Origin of the sequence: Geobacillus subterraneus (assembly GCF_001618685.1) — a bacterium.
GTDB classification, from domain to species: domain Bacteria; phylum Bacillota; class Bacilli; order Bacillales; family Anoxybacillaceae; genus Geobacillus; species Geobacillus subterraneus.
Map to the genome: position 1 here is coordinate 150,751 of NZ_CP014342.1, position 21,830 is coordinate 172,580.

General features: G+C 47.3%; 22 protein-coding genes and 3 pseudogenes. 20 read left to right on the plus strand and 5 right to left on the minus strand.

Translation table 11 applies throughout. The features are described from left to right. The first annotated feature begins 132 nt into the window (after positions 1-132). The 6 genes and pseudogenes from GS3922_RS00625 to GS3922_RS16950 all read left to right on the plus strand — a co-directional run. Positions 133-1,245 (plus strand): aminotransferase class I/II-fold pyridoxal phosphate-dependent enzyme, encoded by a 1,113-nt coding sequence (locus GS3922_RS00625; protein WP_063164743.1) that lies wholly within the window; start codon positions 133-135, stop codon positions 1,243-1,245. A gap of 24 nt (positions 1,246-1,269) precedes the next feature. Then, a complete protein-coding gene (locus GS3922_RS00630) occupies positions 1,270-2,025 on the plus strand; it encodes a sugar phosphate nucleotidyltransferase (protein WP_063164744.1) in 756 nt (251 codons plus the stop codon). Between the two features lie 6 nt (positions 2,026-2,031). After that, positions 2,032-2,595: a dTDP-4-dehydrorhamnose 3,5-epimerase gene (gene rfbC / locus GS3922_RS00635; protein ID WP_063164745.1), complete on the plus strand. Its 564-nt coding sequence runs from the start codon at positions 2,032-2,034 to the stop codon at positions 2,593-2,595. Then, the gene (rfbB, locus tag GS3922_RS00640; RefSeq protein ID WP_063164746.1) at positions 2,592-3,605 is read left to right on the plus strand and encodes a dTDP-glucose 4,6-dehydratase; all 1,014 of its coding nucleotides are present in this window, start codon (positions 2,592-2,594) and stop codon (positions 3,603-3,605) included. Before rfbC ends, rfbB begins: the two co-directional genes overlap by 4 nt. Beyond that, entirely contained in the window at positions 3,602-4,462 is an 861-nt protein-coding gene (rfbD, locus tag GS3922_RS00645) for a dTDP-4-dehydrorhamnose reductase (protein ID WP_063164747.1), read from the plus strand. Before rfbB ends, rfbD begins: the two co-directional genes overlap by 4 nt. Positions 4,463-4,479: 17 nt before the next feature. Further along, a pseudogene (locus GS3922_RS16950) lies at positions 4,480-4,596 on the plus strand (glycosyltransferase); the annotation flags it as partial. A 64-nt stretch (positions 4,597-4,660) separates the two neighbouring features. Here the strand turns inward: GS3922_RS16950 and GS3922_RS00650 are convergent. Then, positions 4,661-5,071 (minus strand): annotated as a pseudogene (locus tag GS3922_RS00650) (transposase); the annotation flags it as partial. A 142-nt stretch (positions 5,072-5,213) separates the two neighbouring features. Between GS3922_RS00650 and GS3922_RS00655 the strand changes: the two are divergent. From GS3922_RS00655 to GS3922_RS00690, 8 genes and pseudogenes are all read left to right on the plus strand, one after another. Beyond that, positions 5,214-5,846, plus strand: a pseudogene (locus tag GS3922_RS00655) (transposase); the annotation flags it as partial. A gap of 381 nt (positions 5,847-6,227) precedes the next feature. Further along, entirely contained in the window at positions 6,228-6,860 is a 633-nt protein-coding gene (darT, locus tag GS3922_RS00660) for a type II toxin-antitoxin system toxin DNA ADP-ribosyl transferase DarT (protein WP_063164748.1), read from the plus strand. A gap of 13 nt (positions 6,861-6,873) precedes the next feature. Further along, positions 6,874-7,908, plus strand: a complete 1,035-nt coding sequence (darG, locus tag GS3922_RS00665) for a type II toxin-antitoxin system antitoxin DNA ADP-ribosyl glycohydrolase DarG (protein ID WP_011232587.1) — start codon at positions 6,874-6,876, stop codon at positions 7,906-7,908. 267 nt (positions 7,909-8,175) lie between these two features. Then, positions 8,176-8,535, plus strand: a complete 360-nt coding sequence (gene flaG, locus GS3922_RS00670; protein ID WP_050367809.1) for a flagellar protein FlaG — start codon at positions 8,176-8,178, stop codon at positions 8,533-8,535. Between the two features lie 15 nt (positions 8,536-8,550). After that, positions 8,551-10,053 (plus strand): flagellar hook-associated protein 2, encoded by a 1,503-nt coding sequence (locus tag GS3922_RS00675; RefSeq protein WP_063164749.1) that lies wholly within the window; start codon positions 8,551-8,553, stop codon positions 10,051-10,053. 21 nt (positions 10,054-10,074) lie between these two features. After that, positions 10,075-10,476, plus strand: coding sequence for a flagellar export chaperone FliS (gene fliS, locus GS3922_RS00680; RefSeq protein WP_063164750.1), 402 nt, complete (start codon positions 10,075-10,077; stop codon positions 10,474-10,476). Next, entirely contained in the window at positions 10,476-10,829 is a 354-nt protein-coding gene (fliT, locus tag GS3922_RS00685; RefSeq protein WP_063164751.1) for a flagellar protein FliT, read from the plus strand. Before fliS ends, fliT begins: the two co-directional genes overlap by 1 nt. A gap of 12 nt (positions 10,830-10,841) precedes the next feature. Next, positions 10,842-11,228 carry a DUF8042 domain-containing protein gene (locus GS3922_RS00690; protein WP_063164752.1) on the plus strand — a complete coding sequence of 129 codons (387 nt, stop codon included), beginning with the start codon at positions 10,842-10,844 and terminating at the stop codon, positions 11,226-11,228. A 499-nt stretch (positions 11,229-11,727) separates the two neighbouring features. On the opposite strand, the gene GS3922_RS00695 is transcribed toward GS3922_RS00690, so the two are convergent. The 4 genes from GS3922_RS00695 to GS3922_RS17495 all read right to left on the minus strand — a co-directional run bounded on the left by GS3922_RS00695 (position 11,728) and on the right by GS3922_RS17495 (position 15,721). After that, positions 11,728-13,389, minus strand: a complete 1,662-nt coding sequence (locus GS3922_RS00695; protein WP_015374838.1) for an IS1634 family transposase — start codon at positions 13,387-13,389, stop codon at positions 11,728-11,730. A gap of 31 nt (positions 13,390-13,420) precedes the next feature. Then, positions 13,421-14,221, minus strand: coding sequence for an HD-GYP domain-containing protein (locus tag GS3922_RS00700; protein WP_225995600.1), 801 nt, complete (start codon positions 14,219-14,221; stop codon positions 13,421-13,423). Between the two features lie 41 nt (positions 14,222-14,262). Further along, on the minus strand, positions 14,263-15,450 hold the full coding sequence (locus tag GS3922_RS00705) for an IS701 family transposase (protein WP_063164753.1): 1,188 nt from the start codon (positions 15,448-15,450) through the stop codon (positions 14,263-14,265). Between the two features lie 109 nt (positions 15,451-15,559). After that, positions 15,560-15,721: a hypothetical protein gene (locus GS3922_RS17495; protein WP_225995601.1), complete on the minus strand. Its 162-nt coding sequence runs from the start codon at positions 15,719-15,721 to the stop codon at positions 15,560-15,562. 174 nt (positions 15,722-15,895) lie between these two features. On the opposite strand from GS3922_RS17495, the gene hpf reads away from it, so the two are divergent. The 6 genes from hpf (at position 15,896) to GS3922_RS00735 (ending at position 21,776) form a co-directional block, all read left to right on the plus strand. Continuing rightward, positions 15,896-16,444, plus strand: coding sequence for a ribosome hibernation-promoting factor, HPF/YfiA family (gene hpf, locus GS3922_RS00710; protein ID WP_063164754.1), 549 nt, complete (start codon positions 15,896-15,898; stop codon positions 16,442-16,444). 367 nt (positions 16,445-16,811) lie between these two features. Further along, on the plus strand, positions 16,812-17,357 hold the full coding sequence (locus tag GS3922_RS00715) for a hypothetical protein (RefSeq protein WP_417935474.1): 546 nt from the start codon (positions 16,812-16,814) through the stop codon (positions 17,355-17,357). 109 nt (positions 17,358-17,466) lie between these two features. Then, complete coding sequence (secA, locus tag GS3922_RS00720) at positions 17,467-19,980, plus strand: preprotein translocase subunit SecA (RefSeq protein WP_063164756.1); 2,514 nt, start codon at positions 17,467-17,469, stop codon at positions 19,978-19,980. A 93-nt stretch (positions 19,981-20,073) separates the two neighbouring features. Continuing rightward, positions 20,074-21,178, plus strand: a protein-coding gene (gene prfB / locus GS3922_RS00725) for a peptide chain release factor 2 (protein ID WP_143424826.1) whose coding sequence is annotated in 2 segments (ribosomal slippage) — positions 20,074-20,148 and positions 20,150-21,178 — 1,104 coding nt in all. Because the reading frame shifts where the segments join, the coding sequence is not laid out codon by codon here. A 114-nt stretch (positions 21,179-21,292) separates the two neighbouring features. After that, entirely contained in the window at positions 21,293-21,547 is a 255-nt protein-coding gene (locus GS3922_RS00730) for a hypothetical protein (RefSeq protein ID WP_063164758.1), read from the plus strand. Continuing rightward, on the plus strand, positions 21,516-21,776 hold the full coding sequence (locus GS3922_RS00735) for a type II toxin-antitoxin system RelE family toxin (RefSeq protein WP_063164759.1): 261 nt from the start codon (positions 21,516-21,518) through the stop codon (positions 21,774-21,776). Before GS3922_RS00730 ends, GS3922_RS00735 begins: the two co-directional genes overlap by 32 nt. The last annotated feature ends 54 nt before the right edge of the window (positions 21,777-21,830 follow it).

Below are 21,830 nucleotides of genomic sequence, written 5' to 3' on the forward strand. Positions count from 1 at the left end.
GGTTCATGTCTCCTTTTTTGTTTAGTTTGTAAATTTATGTTAGCAAATTTGCTCATCTACAGTTATTAAAATTTTTGTGTAGTGATTTTTAAAAGAAATTATATTTTACACAACAGTGGGGAATAAATTGGTATGGAAAAAATACCCTTTATGAAACCTAATCTAGTAACATTTCAGTCATATAAAAAATATATCCAAGAAATAGATAAATCGAAAATTTATACTAACTATGGTCCATTAAATAATAAATTTGAAGAAAGGATACTGAGTGAATATTTCGATAATGTAGGAGCAGTAACGACTGTTAGTAATGCTACATTAGGACTAATTTTGGCTATTTCTGAAATGAAACGCCCTAAAGGAAAATATGCGGTTATGCCCAGCTTTACATTTTCTGCGACTCCCTTAGCCGCTATGTGGTGTGGTTTAGAGCCTTATTTTATTGATATAAATGAAGATGATTGGTTTATGAATCAGGAGCAGTTGGAAGAAGTTTTAAATCAATTAGGGGATGAAGTGGCTGTTGTTGTGCCATATGCTACGTTTGGTAACTATTTAGATCTTTCATACTATCAAAAGTTGCATGAGTCAGGAATACCAGTAGTTTTAGATGCTGCTCCTTGTTTCGGAACGACTTATAATGGACAACATATTGGTCAAGGATTTAAGGGAGCCATAGTTTTTAGTTTTCATGCAACAAAATCTTTTGGAATTGGTGAAGGTGGATTAGTTTATAGCCAGGATGAAGAATTAATAAAAAACATAAGAACCGCTGCTAATTTTGGTTATTATGGTAAAAGAGAGTCTATTACATTAGGAATTAATGCAAAAATGTCGGAGTATTTTGCAGCGATTGGATTAGCTACACTTGATGTGTATAAAGAAAAAATTTTAAAACGGGAACAACTTTATAATGTTTACTTAGAAGAAATAACAAATGTAGGTTTATTGGAACAAGGATGGCAAGTTCAAAAAACAAGAGGGAAAATACCGTTTCAGTTTTTCTCCATTCTTTGTCCTGAGGATGAATTTAATACATATTATTTAAAAAAATTGGAAGAAAAAAGCATCCAGGCTGTTTCATATTTTTCACCTGCCTGTCATCAGCAAAAACAATTTTTAAATTGTCCTCATTCTACTCTTTCTGTAACTGATGAACTTACAAAACGAGTATTAAGTCTTCCATTTTGGGAAGATATGAGTAGAGATATTGTTAGATACATTGTAAGTTCACTAATTTCTTAAATAATTTGTAGGAGGATTACTTAAATGAAAGGCATCATCCTCGCAGGTGGGACAGGCTCCCGCCTTTATCCTCTTACTAAAGTAACGAATAAACATTTGTTGCCAGTCGGCAAATATCCGATGATTTACCATGCAATTTATAAACTGAAAGAGGCTAATATTACTGACATTTTAATTGTGACTGGTCGTGAACATATGGGGGATGTTGTGAATCTTTTAGGCAGTGGTTCTGAATTTGATGTTGAGTTTACATATAAAGTACAGGATCAAGCGGGTGGAATTGCGCAAGCATTAGGTTTATGTGAAGCGTTTGTTGGTAATGATTTAATGACGGTTATTTTAGGGGATAATGTATTTTCTGACAGCATTGTTCCTTATGTTGAAAACTTTAAAAAACAGGCAGCAGGAGCGAAAATTTTAATTAAAGAAGTTGAGGACCCTGAACGATTTGGCGTTCCTGAACTCGAAGGTAATCGAATTAAGAGTATTGAAGAAAAGCCAAAGAATCCGAAAAGCCGTTATGCGGTTACAGGAATTTATATGTATGACGCTAAGGTATTTGACATTATTAAAACGTTAAAGCCGTCCGCACGAGGAGAGTTAGAAATTACGGATGTGAATAATGCTTACATTGAACGAAATGAACTGACGTATGATATTTTGGACGGATGGTGGACGGATGCCGGTACGCATGCATCCTATTTGCGGGCCAATGAACTTGCTAAAGATGTCGATTTCGGTAGCTTGTTTAATAAGAATATGAAAATAATTGAAGGATGAACCCATATGAGGATTATTCAAACCGAATTGGATGGAGCGATTATATTTGAGCCTATCGTACATAAAGATGAGCGTGGTTTTTTTATGGAAAGTTATAATGAACAAACATTTCGTCAATTAGGTTTCGATCTCCGATTTGTGCAAGATAACCATTCTCTTTCCGTAAAAGCGGGAACGATTCGTGGATTGCACTATCAACTAAATCCAAAAGCCCAAACAAAACTTGTTCGTGTTACCCGCGGTGCGATTTATGATGTGATCGTTGATATTCGGAAAGGTTCACCGACGTTTGGAAAATGGCAAGGCTTTATTTTGAGTGCGGACAATAAACGACAATTGTTAGTTCCTAAAGGATTCGCACACGGTTTTTGTACATTGGTAGAGAACACAGAAGTTCAATATAAAGTCGACGAATATTATTCACCTGAGCATGATCGGGGAATTCTTTGGAATGATCCGGCGTTAGGGATTGATTGGCCAGTAACTGATCCTATTCTTTCGGAAAAAGATGCAAATCATCCATTGTTAGCGGATGCAGAAATTAATTTTGTGTGGGAGAGAACTCTATGAATCTTTTAGTAACTGGCGGAGCAGGTTTTATCGGTAGCAATTTTGTGCATTATATGTTGAATAAATATCCTGAATATAAAATCGTTAATTACGACTTGTTAACTTATGCTGGTAATTTGGAAAATTTGAAAGATATTCAAGAAAATCCACAGTATGTCTTTATTAAAGGTGATATTAGAAACTATCAACTCGTTGATTATATTGTAAAGTTTCATCATATTGATGTGATTGTTAATTTCGCTGCTGAATCGCATGTGGATCGCAGTATTTCTGACCCAAATATTTTTGTTAAAACAAATGTATTGGGGACTCAGGTATTGTTGGATGTCGCGAAGGCGAACAATATCCAAAAATATGTTCAAATTTCTACCGATGAAGTGTATGGCAGTTTAGGAGATACAGGGTATTTTACCGAAGAAACGCCGCTTGCTCCAAACAGCCCTTACTCAGCAAGTAAGGCTAGTGCAGATTTGCTTGTAAGGGCATATCGTGAAACATATGGATTAAATGTGAATATTACACGTTGCTCGAATAACTATGGACCATACCATTTTCCTGAAAAGCTAATCCCTTTAATCATAACAAACGCATTAGAAGGAAAAGAGCTTCCTATTTACGGTGATGGTCAACATATTCGTGATTGGCTTCATGTTGAAGACCACTGTACCGCTATTGATTTAGTTATTCATAAAGGAAAGCCCGGAGAAGTATATAATATCGGCGGGCATAATGAGCGGACAAATGACGAAATAGTCCATTTAATTGTTGAAAAACTTGGGGTTTCAAAGTCGTTAATTAAATATGTAAGCGATCGCCCAGGGCATGACCGTCGCTATGCAATCGATCCTACAAAAATTATGACAGAACTCGGATGGAAACCACAATATACGTTTGACAAGGGAATTGAGGAAACGATTCAATGGTATATCAATAATAAAGATTGGTGGAAACGCATTAAGTCCGGAGAGTACATGGCTTATTATCAAAAGCAATATGGTGAAAGAGAATGAGTAAACAAAAAATATTAGTTACTGGTGCGAAAGGGCAATTAGGCACAGAAATGGTCAAATTGTTAAAAGACATGGAATATGAAGTATATGGATATGGACGAGCAGAACTCGATATAACGGATTTTCAGCAAGTGAAAAGTGTTATTGACCATATCCATCCTAATGTTGTTATTCACACTGCTGCCTATACAAAGGTAGATGCAGCAGAGTCCAAACCAGATCAAGCATTTTTAGTGAATGCATACGGAACAAGAAACATAGTCGTAGCGTCAGAACATATAGGTGCTAAGTTGGTTTATATAAGTACCGATTATGTGTTTGACGGCACCGCAAACGTACCTTATAACGAGTTTGCTGTTACGAATCCGATAAGCGTATATGGAAGAAGTAAACTAGCTGGTGAACATTTTGTAAGAGACTTTCACTCTAAATTTTTTATTATTCGAACATCGTGGGTTTACGGGAAACATGGAAATAATTTTGTGAAAACAATGTTAAAACTTGCACAAGAACAAAAAGAATTGTTTGTCGTTGATGATCAAATTGGATGTCCAACTTATGCAGTTGATTTAGCTAGCTGCATTTTTCAACTTATTCAGACTGAAAAATATGGAGTCTACCATATTTCTAATTCAGGCCATTGCTCTTGGTATGAATTTGCCAAAGCCATTTTCGAAGAGGCTAATGTTAATATAGTAGTTAATCCATGTAAAACAAAAGATTATCCAAGACCTGCTCAACGCCCTCCGTATTCTGTATTAGATCATATGGCTCTACGATTAAATGGCTTTAAGGAATTAAGGCATTGGCGAGAGGCGTTAAAGGAATTTATTAAAGTTTATGGGATGAAACCTTGATAACATTAGCGTTAGTCATGATTGTAAAAAATGAAGAACGGAATCTTAGCCGCTGTCTGCAAAGTGTCAAAGATATTGTCGATGAGCTGGTTATTGTAGATACAGGATCTACAGATCGCACAAAGGAAATAGCATACTGTAGATGAGCATTTTTCATTACAATAATTTCCATGGTTAGAGAGACAAACAGGGCACCCCTTACGCGATACGGAGCTGTTTTTTGATCACATCAATGGGAATCTCTTGCTTTGCAGCGTCATAAATGAACTCGACGACGCTGTGGTCTTTCCGCGACCGAAGAAGCTCCAGCCCGGTGGAGAGGTTTTGTCGGGATTCGGCGATGCTGTACACGCAGGCCAACAGCACCACCGCCCAATACCGTTTCACCGCCCGAATGTGGCGAACGCGGTATCCATCCAGCTTCAGTTGATCTTTCGCCTGCCGGAAAAAGCACTCGATCGTCCAGCGCTGGGCGTAGTAACGCAAGATGTCTTCGTCCCCGAGTTCCCGGTCGGTGCTCAAGATGCAATGAAGATGTTCCGGCGCCATCGGCTGATCCGCCTTCCAAGCCAGCAGCACCACCGCGTCATCGAGGCCATGGATGGCCCCATATGTTTAGTGCAAAATGAAAGTACAGAGTTCTGCAACAAAAAAGTGCAGAGCTTCATGGCATAAAAAAAGGCTTGCCAGCTCCTAAAATTCCCTCTACTGTTAAGGTTGTGAAGAACAAAACAGTGGAGGTAAAGAAAGGATGCTAGCAATGCCTGAAATTCATCATATCAAACATTTGCGTGAAAAGAAAGGGTTATCGCTTTCCGAAATTGTCCGCAGGACGGGATTTAACTGGAGAACAGTCAAGAAATATGCGGATGGAGACATTTCGGTCAGACAAAAAATAAAGAGAAAACGGGGAATGATGGAGGAAGAAGGATACGGTCAAATCATTGATGACTGGCTGGAGGAGGACGCCAAACTGCCAAGAAAACAACGGCGGACAAGCAAGAAGATGTACGAACAATTAAAGCAGGAACATGGCTTTAAAGGGTCTTATCGAACGGTTTGCGCCTACGTTCAAAAACGAAGACCTCAGCTTAAGCTGGAGAAGGAACGGCGTTACGAGAGGCTGGAACACCCTCCGGGGGAAGCGCAGGTGGATTTCGGCACCATGTCCGTTGTGACGAAGGAAGGAAAAGAGGAAGACCGATCAATTCTGATTTTGAGCTTTCCGTACAGCAACGCCGCGTATGCGTATCCATTGCCGGCGGAAAACAGCGAATGTTTTCTTTACGGGCTCACTCAGCTGTTTCGCCAAGCCGGAGGCGTCCCGAGAAAACTGCGCATCGACAATTTGGCGGCGGCGGTGGTTTCGATTCGAAAAGGAGGTACCGTCAAGAATTTTGTGTAATGTAAGATAGATAGAGGGATCTCTGAATAGATAGGGTACTCCTTTCTCTGGAATGTGTTATGGCTAAATCAGAGAATACCCTACCTTTTTTCTTTTGGTCTAGCAAAATGCTTTACACAAACTTTTATACATCATCGGGCTTTGTATACCAAAAAGAAATAGGAGCTGTAATTCAGGTTGAAGATTATGAAATATTTCTAAAATTATGAACTGTATTTTATTGTAAGAAAAAATGCAAACCCATAAAGACAGTTTTGCTTACTAGTTTTATAATTTGTCTGTCGGGCAATGTACGCCATCGATCATTTATGAAATATTTTATTTCCACATATAAAACTAAACAGTAGGGTGTTTGACGTGATGATTTATAAAAAATGGCTCTACCATATCACCCACTATAGCAACCTTCCATCGATCCTTTGTCACGGTGGATTAGTGGCAAATAACGTGGCGAAGGTGAAAAGTGTATCGTATGTCAATATTGCGCATACACGTATACAAGATAGAAGGTTAACCACATTGGTTCCGCTTCCTCCTTATGGCACCTTGCATTATTATGTTCCTTTTTACTTTGCACCTAGGTCACCGATGTTATATGCTATTAACAAAGGACGTGTAGACGGGTACACAAAAGGACAAGATGAGATTATTTATCTTGTGTCTAGGACAGATGTGATCCATCATAGAGGATTAGGTTATGTGTTTACGGATGGGCATGCCATTATGAAATTTACTGATTTTTATAACGATTTAAAGAATTTGGACAAAATCGACTGGAACGTCATGCACTCTCAATTTTGGTTTGAAACGGAAGAGGACCCCGATCGGGAAAGAAGAAGGCAAGCGGAGTTTTTAGTGTATCAATTTGTTCCTATTGATATGATTTTAGGCATCGGGGTTAAAAATGATAAAATGAAGCAAAAAGTTGAAGAGATTATGTACCAATGTCATTGCCATAAACCGATAGCTGTCCGGCCGCATTGGTACTACTGAAGGAGGTGACGCAATGATCATCCTAAAACAAGGTAACCTCTTAGAAGATGAAGCAGAAGCTTTAGTGAATACAGTAAATTGTGTCGGTGTGATGGGGAAAGGAATCGCACTGCAATTTAAGCAAGCTTATCCGGAAATGTTTTCAGAGTATGAAAAGGCTTGCCGCCGCAAGGAAGTGCAACCAGGCAAAATGCATGTCGTTTCCACTAAATCGTTGTTGAACCCAAAATATATTATTAATTTTCCTACAAAACGCCATTGGAAAAATAAATCCCGGATGGAAGATATTGAACTAGGGTTGGCGGATTTGATAAAGGTGGTTAAGGAGCTTAATATAAAATCGATTGCGCTTCCGCCGCTTGGCTGTGGAAATGGCGGGCTTAGATGGGATGAAGTACGTCCTAAAATTGAAGCGGCTTTTAAGCATTTAAAAGAGGTGGAAGTGCATTTGTATGAGCCTGCAGGGAGCCCTAACCCTGATCAAATCAAAATACGTACAAAACCTCCAAAGATGACAAGATCTCGAGCGTTATTGCTAATGTTAATGAATGATTATTCCATTCCGGGGTATAAGTTGTCATTGCTGGAAGTTCAGAAGTTGGCTTATTTTCTTCAGGTTGTCGGCGAACCAATGAGATTGCGATTTGAGAAAGGGAAATACGGTCCGTATGCGGACAACTTAAATCATGTGCTACTGCGTTTGGACGGTCATTTTATTCGAGGTTTTGGAGACCGCAATCGGGATGCGGAAATTTATTTGCTACCGAATGCGGTACAAGAAGCTGAACAGTATTTGCAGGGTGATTCCGAAGCTGATGAACATTTAGAAAAAGTGCGGAATGTCATTCAAGGGTTTGAAACTCCATATGGGCTGGAATTGCTTTCGACCGTACATTGGGTTGTGAAAGAAAATCCGGATATAAAAGACGATGTTCGTTCCATTATTGAAGAAATTCACAACTGGAACGAACGAAAGCGGAAGATATTTAAAGAAAAGCATATTACAAAAGCTTGGCAACATTTGAAGGGAATAGGGATGCTTAATTAATAAAAAAATGCTTGTAGATAAGCCTTGCTCATTTAGGGAGTGAGGCTTTTATTATCAGTGTAAACCTTAATTTTTAAGAGTTTTTCGTTTTTTGATTTTCCCTACAAAACTGCATTCTAAACCTTTTGACATCCTATTGTTAAAATGAAATTATCATAATCCCCTGATTTTTATATGGAGTGCTTTTATTTTTCTCTTCCCCTTCACAACTCCCCATCTCCATCCGATATAAAACATAGATAGTGTTCATGCAAAGGAGCGGACGTAATGACGGTAGAGCGCGTTTCTTCTCATTCACTTTCTTATTTGTATGAAAATATTCGCAATGAAAAAGCCAGCAGCATGATCGAACCCCAGCAGCAACATCATACGAACAATTCGGAAACAACAGCGCAAGACATTCCAAAAGAAAAACTAGAAGAAGTAGTGAAAGGCTTAAACGAATTCCTTCAGCCAAGCCATACGTCGTTAAAGTTTGAGCTGCATGACGAGCTGCAGGAATATTACGTACAAATCATTGATGAGCGAACGGATGAGGTTATTCGCGAAATTCCGCCGAAGAAGCTGTTGGATATGTACGCGGCGATGATGGAATTTGTCGGGTTGATTGTCGATAAAAAAATTTAATGGTGGTGAGTGAATTTGGCAAGCAACATGCGCATTAGCGGTTTGGCAAGCGGGATGGATATTGATCAAATCGTCAAAGATTTGATGAAAGCAGAGCGGATGCCGCTGGATAAGCTCCAGCAAAAAAAGCAGCTGCTCGAGTGGCAGCGCGATGATTACCGGGCGATGAACACGCTGCTGCAAGGGCTGGATGATTACCTGTTTTCCAACATCACCCTCCAAAGCAGCATGCTCAAAAAAACGGTCTCAAGCTCGAATGAAGCGGCCGTGACGGCGACCGCGAGCTCCAGCGCGGCGAACGTGGCGACGACGATTCAGGTGAGTCAAGTGGCCACCTCGGCCGTCTGGCTGTCCGATGCCGCGGTGAGGGTGGACAAGGCGAGTTTTTCCGTTGCCGCTGATACGACGTTGACGATCAATGTGACGAACGGGGATGGAAGCACGAAGCAGGCGACGATCACGGTAAAACAAGGAACGACGTTAGACGGGTTGATCGCCCAGCTCAACAACAATGCCGATCTTGGCGTCAGCGCGTTTTACGATGAGCAAACCGGGCGGATTTCGATCATGAAAAAAGAGACGGGGGCGCAGGCGAGCTTGGTGCTCGCTGATCAGACGACGGCTGACTTTTTCGCGCAAAAGCTTGGGTTTACGGGAGCTGCGGCAGGGCAGGATTTGACAGGAAAAACAGCAGGGCAAGACGCGCAAGTGACGTTGAACGGCTTGACGACGACCCGTTCGTCGAACACGTTTACGATTAATGGCGTGACGTATACCGTGAAGGGAACGGGGACAGCGACGGTGTCGGTTTCGACCGATGTCGACGCGATGGTGAACGCGATAAAAGGGTTTGTCGATAAATACAATGAAGTGATCGCCAAAATCAACGCCGAGTTGAAAGAAGAGCGCTACCGCGATTATCCGCCGCTCACCGATGAGCAAAAAGAAGCGATGACGGAAAAACAAGTGGAGCTGTGGGAAGAAAAGGCGCGGAGCGGGATGCTTCGCGGCGATTCGATTTTGTCGAGCGCCCTCAGCCAAATGCGGATGGACTTGTACACGAAAGTGGAAGGGGCGAATATCCCGAGCGGGTTTTCACAGCTGGCGCAGCTTGGCATCACGACGTCATCGAACTACCTTGATGGCGGGAAATTGATCATTGACGAGACGAAGCTGCGGGAGAAAATCAAAGAAAACCCGGAAGCGGTGTATCAGCTGTTTAACCAAGATAGCACGAATGAGGCCGAGAAAGGCCTTGCCCGCCGCTTGCGTGATACAATTAAAGAAACGATCGGAAAGATTGAGCAAAAGGCGGGGAAGACGATTTGGACGAACCAGCAGTTTGCGATCGGGCGCGATCTCATCCAAATTAATGACCAAATTGACCGGTTTGAGGACCGGCTGAAATTGATCGAAGACCGCTACTACCGGCAGTTTACAGCGATGGAAGAGGCGATTCAGCGCGCCAATCAGCAAAGCATGTATTTAATGAACGCCTTCTTCGGCGGCGGGCAATAACGAGTGAAGGAGTGAAAAGACATGGCAACGAACAACCCGTATCAACAATATCAAACGAACGCCGTGCAGACAGCGTCGCCCGGTGAGCTGACGCTCATGTTGTATAACGGCTGTTTGAAGTTTATCAAACTCGCGCGCCAGGCGATCGAGACGGGCGATGTGGCGGCGCGCAATGAGAACTTGATTAAAGCGCAAAACATCATTTTGGAACTGATGAAGACATTGAAGATGGAGTATGACGTCGCGAAATCGATGATGATGATGTATGACTACATCTACCGCCGCTTGGTTGAGGCGAATGTGAAACACGATGCGGCGATTTTGGATGAGGTGGAAGGGTATGTCACGGAGTTTCGCGATACGTGGAAGCAAGTGATTCAGCTGAATCGGCAGCGGCAATACGCGGAAGGCGGACAGGTGTAATGGGCGTGGTGCACGATGTTTGGTTGGTGACGAAGCAGCTGCTTGAAGCGACCGCGCTGCCGTGGCCAGCCGAGGAGCGCGAGGCGCGGCTTGTGCAAGTCGATGAGCTGCTTCGGCGGCGTGGGGAGTGGCTTCGGGAGTTGCGGCCGCCATACAGTGAGGAAGAGCAGCGGCTTGGCTGCGAGATCGTCGCCTGGAATCAGGAGATTGAGGCGCGGCTTCGTCAAGTGCGCGATGAGATTCGCGGCGACTTGCGGATGGCGGGGGCGAAACGGCAGGCGAACGCCCGCTATGTTCACCCGTACGAGCAGCCGCTTTCGTTTGACGGGATGTTTTACGATAAACGGCGATAGGTGGGATTTCAGATGGCGGAATTGACAAGCGCGGCGCTGAATATCATCCGCCAATACGCGGCGCTGCTTGAGACGATCGAAGAAGGGCTCGATTATGTGGAGGCGAGTTTTTCCGACCCGCAGCGGATGCATGCGGACGTGCTGCTTTCGGATGTGTTGCTGGCGCTTGGGAAAATCGGCGAGACGAACGTGTATCTAGAGCAGCTGTTCGCTGAGGAGAACGATTTCGTCCGTCATCTTGAACGGTTTGTCGATGTGCTCGACGCGGCCGCGGCACTTGACGGGCAGTTTTCTGATGCAGCGGCAAAGGAGCGGATTGTTTGCGGACGGTTGTCACCGGCGTTTCAAGCTTGGAAGGCGGCGGTTTCCGGCCGGTTGCGGCGGTATGTCGTGCAGTGAAGAACGAACGGCGGCGCTTTGGCAGCCATTCAAGCGAAAGCGGGTGTCCTCTTGATGGGTCGAGGGCACCCGCTTTTGTGCGGCAGGGCGAATGAGACAAAGCGTTCGTTCGCCTGTTTTTGCTGTGGGCGGCAAGGGGGTCAAATGGCCTTGACAATGGTGATGTTCATTTCTTTTCGCAAGTCAATCTCATAAGGGCTTTTCAGCTCCTCGCCCGCAGGGTTTTTGATGACACGGACGATCGGGCGGAGCGGAAAGCCTGGAAACACTTGCGAGACGACGCCGACGTACCCGGTGTTGAGCAGGACGGTTGTGGCGACCGGGTAAATGGCGATGTAGGAAAGAAAGAGCTTAATGAGTTCGTAGTCTAACTCACATTTCGCACCCTAACAAGGTCAAAACAAAGGATTTTTTATTTAGTTTTTCAGAATAACTTTTTGACCAACACGACAAGCGATGGCAATCCTTTTTTTACCATCGCTAGTCGTTCCATATGACGTTACACGTAAATGCTCTCATCCATTCCCAATCCTTGCAGAATCCTTCGCTGCTCGTAGGTGAGCGGTTTTCCTAGCGCGCGTTGGATGCGTCCATCCGGCAGCTTGAGGAGGACGACTTTCACATACTCAAACAACTGAAAAATCGCTTGCCCGGTCGGTCGGGTCAGCTTGCGGCCTCCGGCGCCCTTTAACGGGCGTTCTGGTGTGATGAACTGACGCACCCGGCGCTGAAAGACGCGGTAAATCGCCAAGGCCAAGAGAAATAAATAGCCCAACACCGCCACCCGTTCTGGCTTTTTGACGTAAATCTCGTCGGTGAAGAACGGATCTTTGAGAAAGGAGAAGTTCATTTCCACCGAGATTTGCCCTTTATACAACTTCAAGATTTCTCGAGCATCCATCGTTCGGCCTTTCCATTCCTTCGGAACGGTCGTGACGAGGACAAACCGGGACGCTTTCCGTCTTGCCTGTTCCCATGCCTGTTGGTGGAATTCGACGTCCAGGCGCAAAAGATACAGCGTCTCCACCTCGGGTTCCACCCCTTTTTTCGGCCGGCCGCGCCGTTTTTTCGGGCGCACGATCTCTTCGACCGCGGCCTTGACCCGATGAAACCGGGGGCGAAGGGACGCCTTGAGGGACGCCAAGGCTTGTTCGGCGTCTTCGCGGCAGGAGAAGGGGTGACGCTCCCAACGGGCTTGTTCCTCGCGAAGAAGCTCCGCTTCTTTGACCCGCTCTTTTTCGAGCGTTTTTCCTTTGCGCTGGTCGAGTGCGCTCGATTCGACGACGATCAGCCGAACGGGGTGGCCTTCATACGTCGAGGCCGTTTCCCATACCCGGTACGCCGCGCCGTTTTTCTCGGCCAACGAAAAGGAGTCGCTCCACGCTGGATCGGGTTGGACATCCGCTTCCGCCAGAGCAGCTTTGACGATTCGGAGCGACGATGGGCCTCTCGTGATCAAAAAGGCGTTGGCGGCTTTCGTCTGCGCCAGAGTGTCTTTCGTCATGGCGGCGGAATCGGCCACGTAAATCCATTCGTCTTCAATCTTGGCTTGTTTGAGCTGTTCGTGGACACGGGACAGCACCTCCGGATTCCACGTTTTGTCCGGCAGGTTGCCGTCGTGCACATCGCCGTAAAACGGGATGCCATCCTCGTTGCCGATCAGCCCGAAACCGATCTGTTTTTGCCAGCGATGATGCCGGTTGTAGCCATGCGTGATCCGCAGGGCCTCTGACGAGACCGATTCATACGCGCCGTAAACGGTCTTGTCCGTCGTATCGGCGTGGAAGGCCTGGAGAGGAAGGCCTTCTTTCCGATAAATGTGAATCAAGCAAGTGCTGATCACCTTGTGAATATCCGCCTCATACAGGCGGTCGAGATGACGAGCCAACGCATCATCATTGAACCAAGAAGGCTTCAGCCCCGGCCGGATCAGCTTCGACAAATCGATCTCATGCGCCCATCGCTCCAAATGGACGAGTGCTTGTCGTCCGCTCAAGATATCCAGAAGGATCAGCTTGACCGCATCGCTGGTTCGGGTTTGGCATTGGGGATCCACCGGAACCAGCCGATCGATGAGCTGGGGAAGGTCAAGATCTTGGAAAAGGGCACTTATTATATTCAAATAGGAACTGTCATAAATCTCACAAATTTGAACATCCATGGTGGACAAACTCCTTTGCATTCCTTGTGTGTCAAGGATTCATTCCACATCGATGCAAAAAAATCCTCCCGATTTTCGTCGGAAGGGTGCGAAATGTGAGGTCTAACATGCCGCCGGCGGCGGATAAGTATTCGGCCGCTTCGTGCGGAGAATATTGCTTCCGATGGTAGCGCGCCGATGTCAAGGCGTCAAAGACGTCGGCGATGGCGACGATGCGCGCGTATTCGTGAATGTCCTTGCCCGATAAGGCGCGCGGGTAGCCGCTGCCGTCACACCGCTCGTGGTGCTGCAAGGCGCAATGGGCGGAAAAGAGCGAAATGTTGCGCTGGCGCCGCAGCAGTTCGAAGCCGAGGTACGTATGGCGGCGGATGATGTCCTGTTCCTCTTCCGTCAGCGCCCCTTTTTTCCGCCAAAGCCCATCAGGAAGCTGGGTCATGCCGATGTCAAACAGCAGCGCGCCGATGCCAAGGTCGAGCAGCTGCTCGGGGCGGTAGCCTTTGGCGATGCCGATGACGCCCGCGATCGTGGCGACGTTGACCGAATGGTGGAAAAAGTAGCCGCTTGAGATGACCAAGTCGGATAGGTTAATCAACAAGTTCTCCTGTCGGAGCAAATAGTCCAAAATGTCTTTGAACACGTTTTCGTACTCTTTCCCTAAATCGAGCGAGGAGACGCGGCGGAGCAGCTTTTTTTGCTCGATGAGGGCCGTCATCGTGTCGTACACTTTTTTCACCGCCTGCTGGCGTACGGTTGGACTGATGAGCGGGCGCGGGCGGATGTCATATGTTTGCTTGTCATCGATATAAATGTACTGTAGATGAGTATTTTTCATTACAGTAATTTCCATTCCCTAAGAGACAAACAGGGGACCCCTTAGGCGACATGGAGCTGTTTTTTGATCACATCAATGGGAATATCTTGCTTTGCGGCGTCATAGATGAACTCGACGACGCTGTGCCCTTTCCGAGACCGAAGAAGCTCCAGGCCGGAAGAGATGTCTTGTTGAGATTCCGCGATGCTGTATACGCAGGCTAACAGCACCACGACCCAATACCGTTTCACCGCCCGAACGTGGCGAACACGGTACCCATCGAGCTTCAGCTGGTCTTTTGCCTGCCGGAAAAAGCATTCGATCGTCCAGCGCTGGGCATAGTAACGCAAGATGTCTTCGTCACTCAGCTCCCGGTCGGTGCTCAATATGACATGGAGATGATCCGGCGTCATCGGTTGATCCGCCTTCCAAGCCAGCAGCACCACCGCGTCATCAAGACCGTTGAGCGCGCCTTCGTAGCGGTAGACACGATAGCGCTCGTTCCCCACCGTGACGAGGCGGGTGTCGTTTGGCTCGATATAGCGGGCAAACTCCTTCGCTTGGATGGCGATACCTTTCGGGTAGAGAATCCGGTTCGTCTTGAGCATGGCGATGACATGGAATCCTTGTTTCAGACAGGCTTCGATGAGCGCTTGGGACGGATACCATGAATCCACGAGCACATACACCGGCTGAGCCCGCTTCCCCTTGAGCGAGGAAAGCATCTCGATCGCCAGGTCGATTTTGCTTCTTCCCGATGTCTTGTCATACAGACGAAAGGCGAACGGAAACGCTTGCGTGAAGGTGTGCACCATCAGCCAAACAAGCGAATGCCCCCAGACCAATTGATGATCGCTGTGAGAGAAATGCCAGTCACACCCTTGAATGGCGTGCGTTGCCCGTGACGAAGGCTTCGTTTTTTGGCAAATGGTATCATCAATCGAAAGGAACAGGGGTTGATTCGTCCGTTTGGCCAGGCGTTCGATCTGGCGAAGAACCCACTCCTGAAGCTTCTCAAGCAGTTTTTCCTCGTTCCAAGGGCTTTTCGTGAAAAAGTGGCTGAGCGTGGTTCGATGATTCGGATGAAAACTCCAGTACCGGACATCCGTCAATGTCCCCGAAAATCCCTTGGTCGTCAAGGCGTCGACAAGATGAACGAGATGCTTGATGACCGGCTTCGAGAAATAAAGCGCCAATCCCAGCGTCATGAGAAACTTGTGGATTCCTTGATGATGTGCTAATCTATTCATGAGACATGAACCTCCTTGTGGGTAGTTGGTAGCACATCTATTCTAACCAAGGAATCGGGTTCATGTCTCCTTTTTTGTTTAGTTTGTAAATTTATGTTAGCAAATTTGCTCATCTACAGTAAATGTATTGAACCCCTTTTTGCGCTAAAGAGCGAATGTAGCTGTTTGTGAGCCGCACGCCGCGCGAGAGCAGCACGCCGCCGTTGGCAGAAAACAGGTCGACCGCGAGCACGTCGCCGCTTTTTGCATGGGAAATATGGACCTTTCTCATTCGTTTACACACTCCGTATGCCTAACATCATAAGAAAAAATGCCTATGCTTATATTACCATATTTTCCTATGATTTTCACAAAATCTTCAAAAATATTTTTGATTGAAGCAGGGGTTTGATGGGTAAGTAAAGAATGTAGGGAGTTATAGTTTGAAAATAAGGAGTGGTCAGCGATGATGTATAACATTCGCGGAGAAAACATCGAAGTAACGCCAGCTTTGCGCGAGTACGTGGAGAAAAAAATCGGGAAACTGGAACGCTACTTTGATGGCACCGATGACGTGCATGTGCACGTTAACTTGAAAGTATACAACGACGGACAAGGCAAAATCGAGGTGACCATTCCGATTCCGCATCTGTTGTTGCGCGCCGAGGAGCGCCACGACGATATGTATGCGGCCATTGATTTAGTAACCGATAAATTGGAGCGGCAAATCCGCAAGCATAAAACGAAAGTCAATCGGAAGCTGCGCGACCGCGAGAAGGAAGTGAAGCTGGCCGCCCCTGTGCCAAACGGCGCTGCTGCGGCGGAGAGCGAAGATGAATTTGAAATCGTGCGCACGAAACATTTCAGCTTAAAACCGATGGACAGCGAGGAAGCGATTTTGCAGATGAATTTGTTAGGACACAATTTCTTTATTTTTACGAACGCCGAAACGAATCGGACCAACATCGTCTACCGCCGCAAAGACGGAAGATACGGATTGATCGAGGCGAATTGAACAACTCTTCTATGCGCATCCCCTGCTTTTTTTGGCAGGGGATGTTATAATATGTGTGAAAAGAGCAAAAGGGGGGAGAACGATGGAGGAACTGTTGCGTCAAATATTGTCCAAGTTGGATAACATGGAAAAAGGATTTTTGGCGTTTCAAGAAGAAACTCGCCAACGGTTCACGCAGATTGATGAACGGTTTACCCGAATTGACGAACGGTTTACCCGAATTGACGAACGGTTTGCGCAGATTGATGAACGGTTTGCGCAGATTGATGAACGGTTTGCCCAGATTGATGAGCGATTTGCCCAGATTGATGAGCGATTTGCCCGTATTGACGAACGGTTTGTCCAGATTGACGGGCGGTTTGCGCAGATTGATGAGCGATTTGCCCAGATTGATGAGCGATTTGCCCAGATTGATGAGCGATTTGCCCAGATTGATGAGCGATTTGCCCAGATTGATGAGCGATTTGCCCGTATTGACGAACGGTTTGTCCAGATTGACGGGCGGTTTGCGCAGATTGATGAGCGATTTGCCCGGATTGACGAATGCTTTGCTCAAATGAATGAGCGTTTTGTGCAGATCGATGGCCGTTTGGCAGACATGAGTGGGCAAATTGGTTCACTGACGACTCGTGTTGAAGCGCTTGAAGGCCGCGTCGATGAAATGAACAAGCGCATTAGCCGCCTTGAACAAGAAACGGGAGAGGTGAAAGTACGATTAGACCGTGTAGAAGCGGAGTTGGCGGAAGTGAAAGAAACGCTTCATCGCGTCGAAACGCAGCTTGTGGATGATGTGCAAATATTGCTTCGCAAAATTCATGAAAAAGTAGAGGAGAAAAGTTTTGAAATTTATGCGCTGAATCGGCGCCTTCACCATGCGGAAGCGGCGATTGAGCAGCTTCAGTCCAAGGCGTGATCCCCTCTCTTGGACATGCCCCTCTCTCAGCCTGTACAACAGTTGTCACTGATCCCTGTAAATGATATGATGAATAAGTAAGTCCATTGAAAAACAAGGAGCGTTTCCTATGCTTGGAGTCTTAAAAAAGGTATTCGACCCGAACAAGCGCCAGTTGGCACGGCTTGAGAAGATCGCAGACCAAGTCGATGCGCTCGGGCCGGAGATGGCGCGATTGTCGGATGAACAGCTGCGGCAAAAGACCGAGGAGTTTAAAGCCCGCTACCGGCAGGGCGAATCGCTGGATGATCTGCTTGTGGAAGCGTTCGCGGTTGTGCGCGAAGGGGCGAAGCGCGTTCTCGGCTTATATCCATATAAAGTACAAATTATGGGCGGTGTCGTCCTCCATGAAGGCGACATCGCCGAGATGAAAACCGGGGAAGGGAAAACGTTGACGGCGACGATGCCGGTCTACTTAAACGCCTTGACTGGGCGCGGGGTGCATGTGGTCACCGTCAACGAATATTTGGCGTCGCGCGACGCGACGGAAATGGGTGAGCTGTACAAGTTTTTAGGATTGACAGTCGGCTTGAATTTAAGCGGCATGTCGCGCGAGGAGAAACAGGCGGCGTACAACGCCGATATTACGTACGGGACGAACAACGAGTTCGGCTTTGACTATTTGCGCGACAACATGGTGCTGTATAAAGAGCACATGGTGCAGCGCCCGCTTTATTTTGCCGTTGTTGACGAGGTTGACTCGATTTTGATCGATGAGGCGCGGACGCCGCTCATCATTTCCGGAACGGCGCAAAAGTCGACGAAGCTGTATGTGCAGGCGAATGCGTTCGTGCGCACGCTCCGCAAAGATGTTGATTATACGTATGATGAAAAATCGAAAAGCGTCCAGCTGACCGAGGAAGGGATGAACAAAGCCGAGCGGGCGTTTGGCATCGACAACCTATTTGATTTGAAACATGTCACGCTCAACCATCATATTCAGCTGGCGCTGCGGGCGCATGTGACGATGCAGCGCGATGTCGATTACGTCGTGCAAGACGGCAAAGTGATCATCGTCGACCCGTTCACCGGGCGCTTGATGCACGGCCGCCGCTACAGCGACGGGCTCCATCAGGCGATCGAGGCGAAGGAAGGCTTGGAGATTCAAAACGAGTCGATGACGCTTGCCACGATTACATTCCAAAACTACTTCCGCATGTATGAAAAATTGGCGGGGATGACCGGGACGGCGAAAACGGAGGAAGAGGAGTTCCGCAACATTTACAACATGCGCGTCGTCGTCATTCCGACAAACCGTCCGGTCATTCGTGAAGACCGTCCTGATTTGATTTACCGGACGATGGAAGGGAAATTCCGCGCGGTCGTTGAGGACATCGCCGCCCGCCATGCGAAAGGGCAGCCGGTGTTGGTCGGCACGGTGGCGATCGAGACGTCGGAGCTATTGTCTGAGATGCTGAAAAAACGAGGCATTCCGCATAACGTCTTAAACGCGAAAAACCATGCGAAAGAGGCGGAGATCATTGCCCAAGCGGGGCAGAAAGGCGCGGTGACGATCGCGACGAACATGGCCGGGCGCGGGACGGACATTAAGCTCGGCGAAGGGGTCAAGGAGCTTGGCGGGTTGGCTGTCATTGGCACGGAGCGGCATGAAAGCCGACGGATCGACAACCAGCTGCGCGGCCGTTCCGGACGCCAAGGCGACCCGGGGGTGTCGCAGTTTTACTTGTCGCTTGAAGACGAGCTGATGCGCCGCTTCGGCTCCGAGAGCTTGATGGCGATGATGGATCGGCTCGGCATGGACGATTCGCAGCCGATTCAAAGCAAAATGGTGACACGGGCGGTCGAGTCGGCGCAAAAACGGGTGGAAGGCAACAACTTTGACGCCCGCAAACAGCTGCTTCAGTACGACGATGTGCTGCGCGAACAGCGGGAAATCATTTATCGCCAGCGCTTTGAGGTCCTTGATGCCGACAATTTGCGCGGCATTGTCGAAAAAATGATCCAGTCAGTCATCGAGCGCGTTGTCAACGCTCATACGCCGAAAGAAGATTTGCCGGAAGAGTGGAACCTAAAAGGGCTCGTTGATTATCTCAATGCCCACTTGCTTCCGGAGGGCGATGTGACGGAAAGCGATTTGCGCGGCAAAGAGCCGGAAGAAATGATCGAGCTCATTTGGAAGAAAGTGAAAGCGCGCTATGATGAAAAAGAAACGCACATTCCGTCCGAGCAAATGCGCGAATTTGAACGGGTCATCGTGCTGCGCGCTGTCGATATGAAATGGATGAACCATATCGATGCGATGGAGCAGCTCCGCCAAGGCATCCATTTGCGCGCTTACGGACAGGTTGATCCGCTCCGCGAATACCAAATGGAAGGCTATGCGATGTTTGAAAACATGATCGCGTCGATCGAAGAGGAAGTCGCGACGTATATGATGAAGGCGGAAATCCATCATAACCTCGAGCGCCAGGAAGTGGCGAAAGGCGAGGCGGTTCACCCGAAAGAAGATGGCGAGGAGCCGAAGAAAAAACCGGTCCGCAAGGCGGTGCGCGTCGGCCGCAACGACCCGTGCCCGTGCGGCAGCGGGAAAAAATATAAACATTGTTGCGGAAGAGCGGTATAACCGTTTATAAATAATTAAGGGAGGCATCGCCTCCCTTTTGAATGGCAAATACAAATCAGGCGCATACGATATTCATGATGAGGTGAGGACAACATGATCGATTTGGTGGAAATTAAGCAAGAGTTAGAGAAAATGGCTAAGCGATTAGCGGAAATCAGGGGGTCTCTTTGACCTCGAAACAAAGCAGGCGCGCATTCGTGAACTAGAAGAGCAAATGGCCGCACCCGGCTTTTGGGATGACCAGAAAGCGGCGCAGGCGGTCATTTCCGAAGCGAATGCGCTCAAAGAACGAGTCGGCGAGTTTGAATCGCTTGAAGAACGGTTTGAGAACTTGGAAGTGACGTACGAGTTGTTGAAAGAGGAGCCGGATGACGAGCTGCAGGCTGAGCTTGTAGCAGAGGCGAAAAAATTGACGAAAGACTTCAGCGCGTTTGAGCTGCAGCTGTTGCTCAATGAGCCGTACGACCAAAATAACGCCATTTTGGAGCTTCACCCGGGCGCGGGCGGCACGGAATCGCAAGACTGGGCGTCGATGCTGCTGCGCATGTACACGCGCTGGGCGGAGAAAAAAGGATTTAAAGTCGAAATGCTTGATTATCTCCCGGGCGAGGAAGCCGGGGTGAAAAGCGTCACTTTGCTCATTAAAGGGCATAACGCGTACGGCTACTTAAAGGCGGAAAAAGGGGTGCACCGGCTTGTGCGCATCTCCCCGTTTGACGCCTCAGGCCGCCGCCATACGTCGTTCGTGTCATGCGAAGTCGTGCCGGAGATGGACGACAACATTGAAATTGAGATTCGTCCGGAAGAGCTGAAAATCGACACGTACCGCTCCAGCGGCGCGGGCGGGCAGCACGTCAACACGACCGACTCGGCGGTGCGCATCACCCACTTGCCGACCGGGATTGTCGTCACGTGCCAGTCGGAGCGGTCGCAAATTAAAAACCGCGAAAAAGCGATGAATATGTTAAAGGCGAAGCTGTATCAAAAGAAAATGGAGGAGCAGCAAGCCGAACTCGCTGAACTGCGCGGCGAGCAAAAAGAAATCGGCTGGGGCAACCAAATCCGCTCCTACGTCTTCCATCCGTACTCGCTCGTGAAAGACCACCGGACGAACGTCGAGGTCGGCAACGTGCAAGCGGTGATGGATGGGGAAATCGATGTGTTCATAGACGCGTATTTGCGCGCGAAGTTGAAGTAAAGGGCGATCATCGGATCGTCCTTTTTCGTTTCAAAAATCATTTTTCTGATTTTGACGCATCTGCATCCCCGTGGTATGCTGAAGGTAACGAAAGGCAAAAGGAGGGCGGTGGCTTTGGCGGTGCGCAAACAAGTGCTTTACGAACTGATTGAACGGTTGGATGAAACGGATCATCAAACAGCGTACGATTTTTTGATGTACTTGCTTGATCAGTCCAGAAAGGAACGAATGGTATGGGAGCGGATTGACGAAACAGATGAAGAAGAAGCGTTGACGGAAGAAGAGCGCCAGCAGTTGCAAAGCGATGAAGGATATATCATCGGAGGAGAAGCCAAGCGTGAATTCGGGCTACAAGTTGATCTACCGTAAGGCCGCAGTCAAATTCATCGCTAGGCAAGAAAAAGAGGTTCAAGAACGGTTGGCCTCTGGGTTGCAAGGTCTGCTAGTGATCCCACCGCAGGGGGATATTAAAAGGTTGAAGGGGCAGGATGGATTATATCGGCTGCGAATCGGAACATATCGTGTGTTATTTCGTATCGATCATGAAGAACGAATCATCTATATTGAGGCGATCGGCAACCGTGGGGATGTGTATTGAGGCTTGTATTTTTTGTTAGGGCGATCATCGGATCGTCCTTTTTTTCTTTAGCAT